This is a genomic window from Pseudomonas sp. (assembly GCF_017744435.1).
Classification (GTDB): domain Bacteria; phylum Pseudomonadota; class Gammaproteobacteria; order Pseudomonadales; family Pseudomonadaceae; genus Aquipseudomonas.
The window spans coordinates 67230-82059 of sequence record NZ_JAGIBG010000002.1; the positions used below are offsets into that span (position 1 = coordinate 67230).

Here is a 14830-nt window from a genome sequence, read left to right on the forward strand (position 1 = left end):
ACCCAAGACCAGAGCAAGGACTGACCCAGGAGCATGCGATTGAGTTCAACGCCCATTTGCCGCAACCATTCGTCCGGTTTCATCCCAGGCCAGGGCTGCTCTGATGTCTGAGCCATATGTGCATGCCGCGGAATCACCAGAGGCCCGACGAACGGCGCTGTTTACCGTCCTGGGACAAGTGCCGCCCGGCAAGGTCGTGACCTATGGCCAGCTTGCCGAGTTGGCGGGACTGGGCCGGGCGGCGCGCTGGGTTGGCCGAGTGCTCGGGCAACTGCCAGCGGACAGCCGCCTGCCATGGCACAGAGTGGTCGGTGCGGGCGGCCGCTTGAGCCTCGCGGCAAGCACGCCCTCTGGCGACGAACAGCGGGCACGCCTAAGGGCAGAAGGTGTTGAAGTGTCTAATAATCGTGTGGGAATAGCGCGCCATGGCTGGCGCCCGATGGAGCACAGCGGTTAGAGTGCGCGCTTTGTTTTCGCAAATTTGAGGCAGATGTTGGCCCATGCCCCGTAAAACCTGGCGCGCTGCGCTTGCTGCCTATGCCAGCCCGTCTACCTTGGTACTTTTGCTGCTGGGCTTCGCCGCCGGCCTGCCTTACATGCTGGTGTTCTCGACCCTGTCGGTGTGGCTGCGCGAAGCGGGCGTGGCCCGTGAAACCATTGGCTACGCCAGCCTGATCGGCTTGGCCTATGCCTTCAAATGGGTCTGGTCACCCCTGCTCGACCAGTGGCGCCTGCCGCTGCTTGGCGGCCTGGGGCGGCGCCGTTCGTGGCTGTTGCTGTCGCAAGCGCTGGTGGTGATCGGCCTGGTCGGCATGAGCTTGTGCGACCCGCAGCAACACCTTTCCTGGCTGATCGCCCTGGCGGTGCTGGTGGCCTTTGCCTCGGCCACCCAGGACATCGCCGTCGATGCCTATCGCCTCGAGATTGCCGACGACCAGCGCCAGGCGGCCCTCGCCGCCAGCTACATGGCCGGTTACCGGGTCGCCGCCCTGCTCGCGACCGCAGGCGCACTGTTCTTCGCCGAATGGTTCGGTTCCACCGGCTACAGCTACCTGCACAAGGCTTGGGCTGGCACCTACGTGCTGTTCGGCGTGATGATGCTGCCGGCCCTGTTCACCACCTTGGTCATGCGTGAGCCTCCCGTACCGATGCGCACCCAGCTGTCGGCCGCGCGCTATGGCCTGATGCACCAGATGGCCTCGGTGTTCGTGCTGATCATCCTGCTGGTGTCGGTACCGGCCAGCTTCACCCAGATGTTCAACACCGGCTGGTCGAGCGTCATTTCCGGCGATGCGACGCCACTCGACCTGTTGCTCGAAGACCGCGCCTTCCTGCGCCTGATCCTCTACGTGCTGCTGACCTGGGCCTGCCTTTCGAGCATGGGCCGTCGAGGCCTGGCCCCAGTGCTGACACCGGTGCACGACTTCATCGCGCGCTATCGCTGGCAGGCGCTGTTGCTGCTCGGTCTGATTGCCACCTATCGCATGTCGGACACGGTCATGGGCGTAATGGCCAACGTGTTCTATATCGACATGGGCTTCACCAAGGACCAGATCGCCAGCGTCAGCAAAGTCTTCGGCCTGATCATGACCCTGGTGGGTGCCGGCGTCGGCGGCTTGCTGATCGTGCGCTTTGGCATCCTGCCGATCCTGTTCATCGGCGGCGCCGCCTCGGCAGCCACCAACCTGCTGTTCCTGATGCTGTCGGACATGGGGCCGAACCTGGAAATGCTGGTGGTGACCATTTCGCTGGACAACTTCAGCTCGGGCCTGGCCACCTCGGCGTTCGTCGCCTACCTGTCGAGCCTGACCAACCTGAAGTTCTCGGCCACGCAATATGCGCTGCTCAGCTCGATCATGCTGTTGCTGCCGCGCCTGATCGGCGGGTATTCAGGGGTGATGGTGGAAAAGTACGGGTATCACGACTTCTTCATGATCACTGCGCTGTTGGGCGTTCCGACCTTGATCCTGATTGCGCTGCACTGGCGCCAGGAAGTGAGCCGGGGAAAGCAGGTACCGGTGGATAACCCGGCGGCCGAGCAGCCCTGATAGCTCTCAAAAGCCTGTTCCGGCCTCTTCGCGGGTGAACCCGCTCCCACAAGGTTCCCCACTTGCCTTGAAAGCAGTGGTGTACCTGTGGGAGCGGGTTCACCCGCGAAAGGGCCGGTACAGGCAACGAAGATTACTGAGCGACAGCCCCTTCCCCAGGTCGCCCACCTACCACGAACCAGAGCGGCCACAGCGCCAGGGCACCTGCCACGCCAGCCGCGAGGGCAAAGTGCAACAGGCTCGCCCCCGCCCCGATCATCGCCAGTAGCGCCCCGCCCAGCCCCAGCAAGGCAATGGTGATCATCCCCAGCATCGCCGACACCAGCCCCTTGCTCTGCTCGCTGGCGAACAGCGTCATGCGGTACAGCACGGCGTTGGCCACGCCCAGCCCCAATGCATACAGCGACATGCCGGCGACCACACTGGTCACCGTCGGCCACACCCAGGTCGCCAGCACCATCAGGCACAGCCCGGCCAGGTACGGCCCCAGCGCACCGCGTACCAGGGCCGGCAACGGGTAACGATCGGCGATGCGGTTGATGATCAGGTTACCCAGGATCAACCCACCGAACACCGGCAACTGCCACAGTGCATATTCCATCGTGCTCAGCCCCTCGTCGTGAATCAGCAGCACCGGCGAAAGACCGATCCAGCCAATCAGCGGCAGGCCTACCAGGCCCAGCGCGGCACTGCCGGCGACGAACTTGCGGTTGGCCAGCAGCTGGCCGTAACCGGCGAGCAGTGGCAGCAGGTGGATCGGGGTGAACGGCAGGCGTGAACCATCACGACGCTCCACGCCGAGGGTTTCCGGCATCAGGCGATGCAACAGCAGCCAGCACAGCACCGCACCGATGGCGAAGGCCACGAACAGCCAGCGCCAGTCCAGCCATTGCAGCATGAGGGTACCGACCAGCGGGCCGAGCAGCGGCGACAGCAAGGCGATGTTCGCCAGCAACGCCATCATGCGCACCGCGTCCGCTTCGCTGAACGATTCGTTCAGTGCCGGGTAGCTGACCGTCACCACGAAGCCCAGGCCGATGCCCTGCAGCAGGCGCAGCAGGTTGAACAAGCCAATGTCCTGCACCCAGTAGGTGGCCAGGCAGGCGACGCCGAAGAAGGCACAGCCGGCCAGCAGCAGCGGGCGACGCCCGTAACGGTCGGCCAACGGGCCGATCAGCCATTGCAGCACCACGCCACCGAGCAGGTACAGGTTGAGTGCATGGGGGATGTACTCGGGGCTGGCGTTCAGGTGCTCGACCACCACCGGCATGGCCGGCATCACGGCGTCGCTGGCCAGGTAGGTGAGCAGCTCGAACAGGGCCAGGGTCAGGCCGAACAAGAGGGCCCGAAGAGGCGTGATATAGAGCAGTGGTTTCATGATGGCGTATCGGGTGCAGGCGGGGGGGACAGGCTATATGCCAGAAATGGCGGGGAATTGCTGTGAACAAGTGTAAGGGAACAGAAATAGCCGGGGCCGCTTCGCGCCCCTTCGCGGGCACGCCCGCTCCCACAGGTACTGCACAAGTCTCGAAGCTTGTGCGATACCTGTGGGAGCGGGCGTGCCCGCGAAGGGGCGCGAAGCGGCCCCGGTTGCCACGCGATTACTGCGCTGCAGTCTCCTGCACCACGCGGATCACCCGCTGCGGGAACGGAATGTCGATGCCTTCGGCGCGCAAGCGGTCACGGGCGTGCTCGTTGAGCATGAACATCACGTCCCAGTAGTCGGCGGTCTTGGTCCACAGGCGCAGCGACACGGTGATCGAGCTGTCGCCCAAGGTCGAGACTACCGCTTGTGGCGCCGGGTCCGGCAGCACGCGCGGGTCCTGCGCCAGCTCCAGCAGCACCTGACGGGCCTTCTGCAGGTCTGCCTCGTAGTCCACGCCCACATCGAACACCACCTTGCGCGTCGGCTGGCGGTTGGTATTGGTGATGATGCCGTTGGACAGGGCACCGTTGGGCATGATCACCGTCTTGTTGTCACCGGTGCGCAGCACGGTGTGGAAGATCTGGATGCTGTCGACGGTACCCGCCACGCCCTGCGCTTCGATCCAGTCGCCGATGCGGAACGGGCGGAACATCAGGATCAGCACGCCACCGGCGAAGTTCGCCAGGCTGCCCTGCAAGGCCAGGCCGATGGCCAGGCCGGCGGCACCGATGGCGGCGACGAACGAGGTGGTCTCGATGCCGATCATCGACGCCACGCTGACGAACAGCAGCACTTTCAGCACGATGTTCGACAAGGTGCTGATGAAACCTTGCAGTGCCAGGTCGGCGTTACGCAGGCCAACCAGTTTGCCCAGGCGGGTGCTGACCTTGTTGACGATCCACCAGCCGACCGCGAGGGTCAGCAGTGCCAGCAGCAGGCGGCTGCCGTATTCCATGATCAAGGGGATCCAGGTCTGCGATTGGCGGACCAGCTGATCGACTTCAGCGTTCAAATCCATAGTTATCTCCTGATGCCTGACGGCACGTGCACAGTAAAGCAGGCCGCCGGCATTTCAGCGGCCAAGGACCCCATGGACATCATTGCGCCATCGGGGTTCCGGACAACCCTGCGATCAGTCGCGGAAGTTGTTGAACTGGATCGGCATGTCGAACTCTTTGGTGCGCAGCAGGGCGATGGCTTCCTGCAGGTCGTCGCGCTTCTTGCCGGTGACGCGCACCTGCTCGCCCTGGATGGCGGCCTGGACCTTGAGCTTGCCGTCCTTGATGGTGGCGACGATCTTCTTGGCCAGGTCCTTGTCGATGCCTTCGCGGAACTTGGCTTCCTGTTTCTTTTCCTTGCCCGAGGCATACGGGTCCTTGGTTTCCAGGCACTTCACGTCGATCTTGCGCTTGACCAGGGCCAGGCGCAGGATCTCCAGCATGGCTTCGAGCTGGAACTCTTCCTCGGCGGTCAGCACCACGGTCTGCTCCTTGTCCTTGAACTCGAAGCTGCCCTTGCCCTTGAGGTCATAGCGGCGGTCGAGGTCCTTGATGGCGTTGTCGACCGCGTTCTGCACTTCGTGCTTGTCCAGTTCCGATACCACGTCGAACGAAGGCATGGGTAATCTCCATAAATTAAACGCGCGCTCAGTCTTAACATGGAGCGCGTCGGTGTTAGCGGGTTAAAATGCGGGCTCATTATAACGGGTTGCGAAACGCAGATGAGCAGCACCTGGCATATTCTCGGCGCCGGTAGCCTCGGCAGCCTCTGGGCCTGCCGCCTGGCACGCGCCGGCAAGGCGGTACGCCTGATCCTGCGTGATGCGCAGCGCCTGCAGGCCTACCAGCGGGCCGGCGGCCTGACCCTGGTCGAACAGGAGCAAACCCGCCTCTACGCCATCCCGGCCGAAACGGCCGAGTCCGGCGGGCCCATCCACCGCCTGCTGTTGGCCTGCAAGGCCTACGATGCCGCCCCCGCCATCGCCCGCCTTTCGCCGCGCCTGGCTGAAGGCGCGGAAATCGTGCTGTTGCAGAATGGCCTGGGCAGCCAGGACGAAGTCGCCGATCGGGCCCCCCTCGCCCGCTGCATCTTCGCCTCCAGCACCGAAGGCGCCTTCCGCGAGGACGACTGGCAGGTGCGCTTCGCCGGCCATGGCTTCAACTGGCTGGGTGACCCGGCCAACCCCACCACCCCAGAATGGTTCGATGACCTGAACCACGCCGGCATCCCGGGCGAATGGACGGTCGACATCCTTACTCGCCTGTGGCGCAAGCTGGCGCTCAACTGCGCCATCAACCCACTGACCGTGCTGCACGATTGCCAGAACGGCGGCTTGCTCGGGCATCTCGACGAAGTCGAGGCACTGAGCACGGAACTGGCCGAACTGCTGCGCCGTTGTGGCCAGCCGGAAGCTGCGGCCGATCTGGATGAAGAAGTGCAGCGGGTGATCCTGGCCACCGCAGCCAACTACTCTTCCATGTACCAGGACGTGCGCGCGGGTCGGCGTACCGAAGTGCACTACCTGCTGGGCCACGCCTGCCGGGCGGCCGAGCGCCACGGCATGCTGCTGCCACGGCTGGAACACCTGCACCAGCGCCTGGTCGATAACCTGCGAGCGCGTGGCTTGCCCAGCGCCTGACGTCAACCCAATACGGACATTGCCTTGCCCATGAGCCTGCGCCAACGCCTGGAAAACCTCCCGGTCGGGCAGAAACTGCTGGCAGCCCTGCTGGTACTGCTGGTGACCATCCTGCTGGTAGCCAACCTGACCTTCATCAGCGCCGCCTACTGGATCACCCAGGAGAGCATGGCGCCGCAGGCATTGCAGACCATCGGCAAGCTGGTGGCCAACCCGCAACTGTCGGCCCGTGCCGGCGACTCGACCGAAACAGCCACTGCCCTGCTCAAGGAGCTGGACAGCTACACCCCGCTACGCGCCGCTGCCCTCTATGGCGGCGACGGCAGCATGCTGGCCCAGCTGCAACACGGCGAGCCACTGGCCCTGCCCAAGCGCTACCGCAACATCGACGGCTGGCGCCTGATGGAGTTTCGCAGCACCCAGCTGATCCGCATCCCCCGCGAGGCCAGCCCACCGGCGCACCTGCTGCTGGTGGCCAGCAGCGAACTGCCCACGGCGTTCTACACCGGCACGCTCAGCGCCAGCCTGGCGATCCTGGTGTTCAGCATCCTGCTGTGGATGATCATCGCCCGGCAGATCAAGCGCCTGATCACCCAGCCGATCAATCAGCTCGAAGAACTCAGCCGCCAGGTCACTCGCGAAGAAAGCTACGCCTTGCGCGCCACCCGCGGCAACGACGACGAGATCGGCAGCCTGGCCGAAGCCTTCAACACCATGCTCTCGCGCATCGAGGCCCGCGAGCAGCAGCTCAAGCGCGCCCGCGACGAATTCCAGATGGCCTACGACCAGGCCCAGGGCCTGGCCGAGGAAACCCGCCACACCAACCGCAAGCTGGAGCTGGAAGTCCAGGTACGCAGCAAGATCGAGAAGAAGCTCACCGGCTTCCAGAACTACCTCAACAGCATCATCGACTCCATGCCCTCGGCACTGATCGCCCTCGATGAGCAGCTCTACGTCACCCAATGGAACCACGAGGCCACAGTGCTCTCCGGCACGCCGCTGGACGAAGCGCTGAACCAGCCGATCTTCATTGCCTTCGAGCCGCTCAAGCCGTTCCTGCCGCAACTCAAGGAAAGCGTGGAAAAGCACCGGGTGGCGAAGATCGAGCGAGTCACCTGGCCCAAGGGCGACGACCTGCGCCATTACGCCCTGACCTTCTACCCGCTGATGGGCGGCGGTGGCCGCGGCGTGGTCATCCGTATCGACGACATCACCCAGCGCCTGTCGCTGGAAGAGATGATGGTGCAGTCGGAGAAGATGCTCTCGGTCGGCGGCCTCGCCGCCGGCATGGCCCATGAAATCAACAACCCGCTGGGCGCGATCCTGCACAACGTGCAGAACATCCGCCGGCGCCTCTCGGCAGAGTTGCCGCGCAACCAGGAACAGGCGAGCGAGCTGGGCATCGACCTGGCCAACGTCAACCGCTACCTGGACAACCGTGAAGTGCCGCAACTGCTCGACGGCATTCAACAGGCCGGCGCACGTGCAGCCAAGATCGTCACCCACATGCTCAGCTTCAGCCGCCGCAGCAACCGCCAACTGGCGCCCTGCGAACTGCCGGCACTGATCGACCAGGCTGTGGAAATTGCCAGCAACGACTTCGACCTGACCATCGGCTTCGACTTCAAGGGCCAGGCCATCGTCCGCCAGTTCGACCCCAGCCTGGGCCCGGTGCCCTGCACCGCCAACGAGCTGGAGCAGGTGCTGCTGAACCTGCTGAAGAACGCTGCACAGGCCATCCACCAGCGGCCTCAGCCCAGCGAGCCAGGGCGCATCACTTTGCGCACGAAACTCAATCCGCCCTGGGCCGAGATCCAGGTCGAGGACAATGGCGTGGGCATGCCCGAAACCGTGCGCAAACGCACCTTCGAGCCGTTCTTCACCACCAAGGAAATCGGCCAGGGCACCGGGCTCGGGCTGTCGGTCTCGTACTTCATCATCACCAACAACCACAAGGGGCAGATGGAAGTGCAGTCCACGCCCGGCCAGGGCACCTGCTTCACCCTGCGCCTGCCCCTCGGCCAGCCGCCAGCGGCTGCGCCGACCCACACGGAGGCATGACATGGGCTATCGCCTGTCGAAGATCTACACCCGCACTGGCGACAAGGGCGAAACCGGCCTCGGCGACGGGCGGCGGGTGCCCAAGGACCACCCGCGGGTCGAGGCGATCGGTGAGGTGGACAGCCTCAACAGCCAGCTCGGGCTGCTGCTGGCCGGGCTGGATGAGCACAAGCTGGATGAGGTGAGCAACGTTCTGGCGCCATGCCAGCATCGCTTGTTCGACCTTGGCGGCGAGTTGGCGATGCCCAGCTACCAGGCCTTGAACCAGGCTGAGGTGGAGCGGCTGGAGGCGGCGATCGATGTGTGGAACGAGGAGCTGGGGCCGCTGAAGAACTTCATTCTGCCCAGTGGTTCGGCGCTGGTGGCGCAGGCCCATGTGTGCCGTAGCCTGGCGCGCAGTGCGGAGCGGCGGTGTCAGCAGTTGAATGCGCTGGAGCCGTTGGAGGGGGTTGGGTTGGCTTACATCAACCGGCTTTCGGATCTGCTGTTTGTGGCGGCGCGGATCATTGGGCGGCGGCAGGGTGTTGCAGAGGTTTTGTGGCAGCCTGCGGAAAAGCCCAAGGGCTGATATCGCCGGGGCTGCTTTGCAGCCCTTTCCGACCGGTCCGGCGCCCCGGCAAGGCCGATCCTACAGGGGAACGCGATCCCTTGTAGGAGCGGCCTTGCCGGGGCGCCGGACCGGTCGGAAAGGGCCGCAAAGCGGCCCCAGTTACTCAGGCCTCGGGCCAGAATGCGCGAATCCCGGCAACACCTTGGGCGCCGGATTCCCAGGCCTTCTCCCGCTCACCCGGCCCAACCCCACCCAGCAGGTAAACTGGCTGGTTGAACCCGGCAATCAGCCGCTGTGCCTCATCCCACCCCAGCGGCACCGCCTCGGGGTGGGTCTGGGTCGCCTGCACCGGCGACAGGGTGACGAAGTCCACGCCCATCTGCTCGGCCAGCGCCAGCTCTTCGGCACTGTGGCACGATGCCGCCAACCAGCGCTCCTTGGGGAACGGGCGGCCTTTGGCGGCGTACTTGCGCAGCTGCGCGGCGGTCAGGTGCCAACCGGCGGACGGGAAGTCGCCCAGCCACTCCAGCGGCCCCTTGAGCATCAGCTGCGCCTTGCCAGCGCACAGCCCGACCGCATCCACCGCCACATCGCGGTACTTGGGGTCGTACATGTCCGGGGCGCGCAGCTGGATCAAGCGGATACCATTGGCCACGGCCTTCTGGATACCTTTGAGCATCTGCGGCACTTCCAGGCCATCCGGGGTGATCAGGTACTGATCCGGCAAGCGCGCAGCGGCGACGATCGGCTTGTTGGCTTCAGGGAATTCGTATTGCCCCAGGTCCCGTGGCGCGACCCAGGCCAGTGGCTGGCCTTCGGCGCCGTGGGGCTCGCCGGTGAACGCATCGACCTCACGGACATCCAGCAGCACCTGCTTGTCCGGGTAGTCGTGGCTGACCTTGATCAACGCCCGCGAACGGGTCACTTCGATGCCCAGCTCTTCGCGCAACTCGCGGGCCAGGGCCGCTTCGACGCCCTCGCCCTCTTCCACCTTGCCGCCCGGGAATTCCCACAGGCCACCCTGGTGCTGGGTATCGGCGCGGCGGGCAATCAGAATGCGCCCGTCACTACCGCGGATCACCGCGGCTACAACATGAATCCGTTTCAACCTTCACGCTCCGCCAGGCCAGCTTGCTGCCAGGCCTGGAAGGCCGGCCACTGGTAAATGGTTTCGATATAGGTGGCTGCCTCGGCGGGCACTTCCACGCGGTAGGTACGCAGGCGCACCGCCACCGGGGCAAAGAAGGCATCGACCAGGGTCGGCTTGCCGAACAGGAAGGGGCCACTGTCCTTGGCCACCAGACGGCACTCGGACCACAGCGCGACGATGCGGTCGATGTCCACCTGCACGTCCAGCGGCATGTCATCCAGCGCCTGGTCACGGGTCAGGTCGAACGGCATCGCACCGCGCAGGGCGAAGAAGCCGCTGTGCATCTGTGCGCAGGCCGAACGGGCCTGGGCACGGGCAGCTACATCGGCCGGCCACAGCTGGGCCTCGGGGTGGCGTTCGTTGAGGTACTCGGCAATGGCCAGGGAGTCGGCAATCACCCCGTGCTCGGTCTTGAGCAGCGGCACCTTGCCGGTGGAGGAAAATTCGAGGATGCGCTTGCGGGTGTCGGGCTGGTTCAGGCTGATCAGCGTTTCTTCGTATGGCACGCCGGCCAGCTCAAGGGCCAGGGCGCCACGCAGCGACCAGGAGGAATACAGCTTGTCGCCGATGATCAGGTGATAGCTCATGGTTCGGCTCCATGTATTGGGAATTTTGGGGCTGCTTTGCAGCCCTTCGCGGGCTTGCCCGCTCCCACAGGTACAGCACAGGGATGAATATTGTGCAGTACCTGTGGGAGCGGGCAAGCCCGCGAAGGGCCGCAAAGCGGCCCCATTTGCATCAGGTGCGGTATTCGGCGTTGATCTTCACGTATTCGTGGGACAGGTCGGTAGTCCAGATGGTTTCGCTGCACTGGCCACGGCCCAGCTCGATACGGATGGTGATCTCTTCCTGGGCCATCACTGCCGAACCCTGCGCTTCGGTGTAGCTTGGGCTGCGGCCGCCTTTGCTGGCGATGCACACGTTGTCCAGGTACACGTCGATCAGGCTGACATCCAGCTCCGGCACGCCGGCACGGCCCACGGCAGCCAGGATACGGCCCCAGTTCGGGTCGGAGGCGAACAGCGCGGTCTTGATCAGCGGCGAGTGGGCCACGGCGTAACCGACATCCAGGCACTCCTGGTGGTTGCCGCCGCCGTTGACCTGCACGGTAACGAACTTGGTGGCACCTTCGCCGTCACGGACGATGGCCTGGGCCACGTCCATGCACACTTCGAATACGGCCTTCTTCAGCGCTTCGAACAGCGCGCCGCTGGCTTCGGTCACTTCCGGCAGGTTGGCCTTGCCGGTGGCGATCAGCATGCAGCAGTCGTTGGTCGAGGTGTCGCCGTCGATGGTGATGCGGTTGAACGACTTGTTGGCGCCGTCGAGCATCAGGTCCTTGAGCACCGCCGGGGCAACTCTGGCGTCGGTGGCGATGTAGCCGAGCATGGTGGCCATGTTCGGGCGGATCATGCCGGCGCCTTTGCTGATACCGGTCACGGTGACGGTCACGCCCTCGTGCTGGAACTGGCGGCTGGCACCTTTGGGCAGGGTGTCGGTGGTCATGATGCCGGTGGCGGCTTCAGCCCAGTGGTTTTCCGACAGGTTGTCCAGAGCGGCCTGCAGCGCACCTTCGATCTTCTCGACCGGCAGTGGCTCACCTATCACACCGGTGGAGAACGGCAGTACCGACTCGGCAGGTACGCCGGTCAGTTCGGCCAGCTTGGCGCAGGTGCGTTCGGCAGCGGCCAGGCCTGGCGCGCCGGTACCGGCGTTGGCATTGCCGGTGTTGGTCAGCAGGTAGCGCACGGTGCCCTGCACACGCTGCTTGGACAGGATTACCGGAGCGGCACAGAAGGCGTTGAGGGTGAACACGCCAGCCACGCTGGAGCCTTCGGCGCAGCGCATGACCACCACATCCTTGCGCCCAGGGCGCTTGATGCCGGCAGAAGCGATGCCGAGTTCAAAACCCGGAACCGGGTGCAGGGTGGGCAAAGGACCAAGACCAACAGCCATTAGAGCGCTCCTAGAAATACGGTGAATATGGAAAAAGGGGGCCGCAATGCGGCCCCCAGGGATGTCACGATACAACAATCAGGTCAGGTCACTCGATCTGACCATGGCAATGCTTGAATTTCTTGCCCGAACCACACCAGCACGGCTCATTGCGGCCCAGCTTCAGGTCGTTGCGCACCGGGGCAGCGGCCACGGCCACTTCGGCGCCCTCCTCGCTCAGCTGTTCGCTTTCAAGGCCCGGCGCGGCGGCATGCTGGAACTGCATTCGGCTGGCCAGCTCCTCGGCTTCGCGGCGCAGACGGGCTTCTTCCTCGGCCGGGTCTTCGCGGCGCACCTGAACGTGCGACAGCACGCGAATGGTGTCGCGCTTGATCGACTCGAGCAGTTCCTGGAACAGGGAGAACGACTCGCGCTTGTACTCCTGCTTCGGGTTCTTCTGTGCGTAACCACGCAGGTGGATACCGTGACGCAGGTGGTCCATGGTCGACAGGTGGTCTTTCCACAGGTCGTCCAGCACGCGCAGCAGAATCTGCTTCTCGAAGGTACGCAGGGCTTCGATACCGGCCTGGTCTTCCTTCTCGGTGTAGGCGGTGGTGATCTCGTTCAGCAGCTTCTCGCGCAGGGTCTCCTCGTAGAGGTGATCGTCCTCGTCCAGCCACTGCTGGATCGGCAGCTTCATGGCGAAGTCGCTGGCCAGCGCAGCTTCCAGGCCAGCCACGTCCCACTGCTCCGGCAGCGACTGCGGCGGGATGTGCTGACTGATGGTGGCATCCAGTACTTCCTGGCGGAACTCGGCGATGGTGTCGCCAATGTTATCGGCCGCCAGCAGGCTGTTGCGCATGTGGTAGATCACCTTGCGCTGTTCGTTGGCCACGTCATCGTATTCAAGCAGCTGTTTGCGGATATCGAAGTTGCGGCCTTCGACCTTGCGCTGGGCTTTTTCGATGGCGTTGGTGACCATGCGGTGCTCGATGGCCTCGCCAGACTGCATGCCCAGTGCCTTCATGAAGTTCTTCACCCGGTCAGAGGCGAAGATGCGCATCAGGCTGTCTTCCAGCGACAGGTAGAAGCGGCTCGAACCCGGGTCGCCCTGACGGCCGGAACGGCCACGCAGCTGGTTGTCGATACGGCGCGATTCGTGACGCTCGGAAGCGATCACGTGCAGGCCACCGGCTTGAATCACCTGCTGGTGACGCTTCTGCCAGTCGGCCTTGATCTGGGCGATCTGCTCGGGGGTCGGGTTTTCCAGGGCCGCCACTTCGGCTTCCCAGTTACCGCCCAGCAGGATGTCGGTACCACGGCCCGCCATGTTGGTGGCGATGGTCAGCGCACCCGGAGCACCGGCTTGCGCGATGATCTCGGCTTCCTTCTCGTGGTACTTGGCGTTCAGTACCTTGTGGTCGATACCTTCCTTCTTCAGCAGGTTCGACATGTGCTCCGAAGTTTCGATGGTGGCGGTACCCACCAGGATCGGGCGGCCCTGGGTCATGCTCTCTTTGATGTCGGCGATGATCGCGGCGTATTTCTCGTCGGCGGTCAGGTACACCAGGTCGTTGAAGTCCTTACGCGCGAGCGGCTTGTTCGGCGGAATGACCATCACGTTGAGGGCGTAGATCGACTGGAACTCGAACGCTTCGGTGTCGGCGGTACCGGTCATGCCGGACAGCTTGGTGTAGAGACGGAAGTAGTTCTGGAAGGTGGTCGACGCCAGGGTCTGGCTTTCGGCCTGGATGTTCAGGTTTTCTTTCGCCTCGATGGCCTGGTGCAGGCCTTCGGACAGGCGACGGCCGGGCATGGTACGGCCGGTGTGCTCGTCGATCAGCAGGACCTGGCCGTCCTGGACGATGTACTCGATGTTGCGGTGGAACAGCTTGTGCGCGCGCAGGCCGGCGTAGACGTGGGTCAGCAGGCCCAGGTTGTGCGCCGAGTACAGGCTCTCGCCTTCGGCCAGCAAGCCTGCCTGGGTGAGCATCTCTTCGATGTACTGGTGACCGGCTTCGTTGAGCTCGACCTGGCGGCTCTTCTCGTCGATGGTGAAGTGGCCTTCCTGGGTGACCTGGCCTTCGACTTCTTCGATGTGCTGGGTCAGGCGCGGGATCAGGCGGTTGATCTCGATGTACAGCTTGGAGCTGTCTTCGGCCTGGCCGGAAATGATCAGCGGAGTGCGCGCTTCGTCGATGAGGATCGAGTCGACTTCGTCGATCACGGCGAAGTTCAGTTCACGCTGGAACTTCTCTTCCTGGCTGAATGCCATGTTGTCGCGCAGGTAGTCGAAACCGAATTCGTTGTTGGTGCCGTAGGTGATATCGGCGGCGTAGGCGGCGCGCTTTTCTTCAGGCGGCTGGAAGGCCGAGACGATGCCTACGGACAGGCCGAGGAATTCGTACAGCGGGCGCATCCAGTTGGCGTCACGGCGGGCCAGGTAGTCGTTCACCGTGACCACGTGTACGCCGTTGCCGGACAGGGCATTGAGGTAAACGGCCAGGGTACCGACCAAGGTCTTGCCTTCACCGGTACGCATTTCTGCGATCATGCCCTCGTGCAGGGTCATGCCGCCGATCAGCTGCACGTCGAAGTGGCGCATGCCCATGACGCGCTTGCCGGCCTCACGGGCCACGGCGAAGGCTTCGGGCAGCAGTTGGTCCAACGTCTCGCCTTTGGCCAGGCGCTCCTTGAACTCTGCGGTCTTGCCCCGCAGTTGCTCATCGGAGAGGGCCACCATCTTCTCTTCGAAGGCATTGACGATAGATACCGTCTTGAGCATGCGTTTGACTTCACGCTCGTTCTTGCTTCCAAAAAGTTTCTTTAACAAAGGCGCAAACATATCGGCAGGATCTTCCACACGTAGGGATGGAGGGCGGCCCCATGAGTCGCCCGTGCAGCCCTGAGGCCGCATGCGAACGAGCATTCTACCCGGAAACGATGGTGAGGAAAGTGGTCGATTGCCACGATGCTGGCACAGCGCTTAGGCGGGGGCTTTTCTAAGATAGGGGCATTTTCC

At 64.0% G+C, this 14830-nt stretch carries 12 protein-coding genes; 5 read left to right on the plus strand and 7 right to left on the minus strand.

Annotated elements, in window-relative coordinates:
* Window positions 1-103: 103 nt before the first annotated feature.
* On the plus strand, window positions 104-457 hold the full coding sequence (locus J7573_RS02195) for an MGMT family protein (RefSeq protein WP_294324935.1): 354 nt from the start codon (window positions 104-106) through the stop codon (window positions 455-457).
* A 43-nt stretch (window positions 458-500) separates the two neighbouring features.
* Window positions 501-2048, plus strand: coding sequence for an AmpG family muropeptide MFS transporter (locus J7573_RS02200; protein WP_294324936.1), 1548 nt, complete (start codon window positions 501-503; stop codon window positions 2046-2048).
* A 133-nt stretch (window positions 2049-2181) separates the two neighbouring features.
* On the opposite strand, the gene J7573_RS02205 is transcribed toward J7573_RS02200, so the two are convergent.
* The 3 genes from J7573_RS02205 to J7573_RS02215 all read right to left on the minus strand — a co-directional run bounded on the left by J7573_RS02205 (window position 2182) and on the right by J7573_RS02215 (window position 5092).
* A complete protein-coding gene (locus J7573_RS02205) occupies window positions 2182-3426 on the minus strand; it encodes an MFS transporter (RefSeq protein WP_294324938.1) in 1245 nt (414 codons plus the stop codon).
* A gap of 223 nt (window positions 3427-3649) precedes the next feature.
* Complete coding sequence (locus J7573_RS02210) at window positions 3650-4492, minus strand: mechanosensitive ion channel family protein (RefSeq protein ID WP_294324940.1); 843 nt, start codon at window positions 4490-4492, stop codon at window positions 3650-3652.
* 114 nt (window positions 4493-4606) lie between these two features.
* Complete coding sequence (locus J7573_RS02215) at window positions 4607-5092, minus strand: YajQ family cyclic di-GMP-binding protein (RefSeq protein ID WP_167061457.1); 486 nt, start codon at window positions 5090-5092, stop codon at window positions 4607-4609.
* A 102-nt stretch (window positions 5093-5194) separates the two neighbouring features.
* Between J7573_RS02215 and J7573_RS02220 the strand changes: the two genes are divergently transcribed.
* Genes J7573_RS02220 through J7573_RS02230 form a run of 3 tightly spaced genes read left to right on the plus strand, consistent with a single transcriptional unit; the run spans window position 5195 to window position 8741 of the window.
* A complete protein-coding gene (locus J7573_RS02220; protein WP_294324945.1) occupies window positions 5195-6112 on the plus strand; it encodes a putative 2-dehydropantoate 2-reductase in 918 nt (305 codons plus the stop codon).
* A 30-nt stretch (window positions 6113-6142) separates the two neighbouring features.
* A complete protein-coding gene (locus J7573_RS02225) occupies window positions 6143-8173 on the plus strand; it encodes an ATP-binding protein (protein ID WP_294324947.1) in 2031 nt (676 codons plus the stop codon).
* A 1-nt stretch (window position 8174) separates the two neighbouring features.
* Window positions 8175-8741 (plus strand): cob(I)yrinic acid a,c-diamide adenosyltransferase, encoded by a 567-nt coding sequence (locus tag J7573_RS02230; protein ID WP_294324949.1) that lies wholly within the window; start codon window positions 8175-8177, stop codon window positions 8739-8741.
* 145 nt (window positions 8742-8886) lie between these two features.
* Here the strand turns inward: J7573_RS02230 and J7573_RS02235 are convergent, their stop codons facing one another.
* The 4 genes from J7573_RS02235 to secA all read right to left on the minus strand — a co-directional run bounded on the left by J7573_RS02235 (window position 8887) and on the right by secA (window position 14653).
* On the minus strand, window positions 8887-9831 hold the full coding sequence (locus J7573_RS02235) for a Nudix family hydrolase (RefSeq protein WP_294324952.1): 945 nt from the start codon (window positions 9829-9831) through the stop codon (window positions 8887-8889).
* Window positions 9828-10460 (minus strand): glutathione S-transferase family protein, encoded by a 633-nt coding sequence (locus J7573_RS02240; protein ID WP_294324954.1) that lies wholly within the window; start codon window positions 10458-10460, stop codon window positions 9828-9830. The genes J7573_RS02235 and J7573_RS02240 overlap by 4 nt, the downstream gene beginning before the upstream one ends.
* Window positions 10461-10611: 151 nt before the next feature.
* Window positions 10612-11829 carry a bifunctional glutamate N-acetyltransferase/amino-acid acetyltransferase ArgJ gene (gene argJ, locus J7573_RS02245; RefSeq protein WP_294324956.1) on the minus strand — a complete coding sequence of 406 codons (1218 nt, stop codon included), beginning with the start codon at window positions 11827-11829 and terminating at the stop codon, window positions 10612-10614.
* Between the two features lie 88 nt (window positions 11830-11917).
* Window positions 11918-14653: a preprotein translocase subunit SecA gene (gene secA / locus J7573_RS02250; RefSeq protein WP_294324958.1), complete on the minus strand. Its 2736-nt coding sequence runs from the start codon at window positions 14651-14653 to the stop codon at window positions 11918-11920.
* Between the last annotated feature and the right edge of the window lie 177 nt (window positions 14654-14830).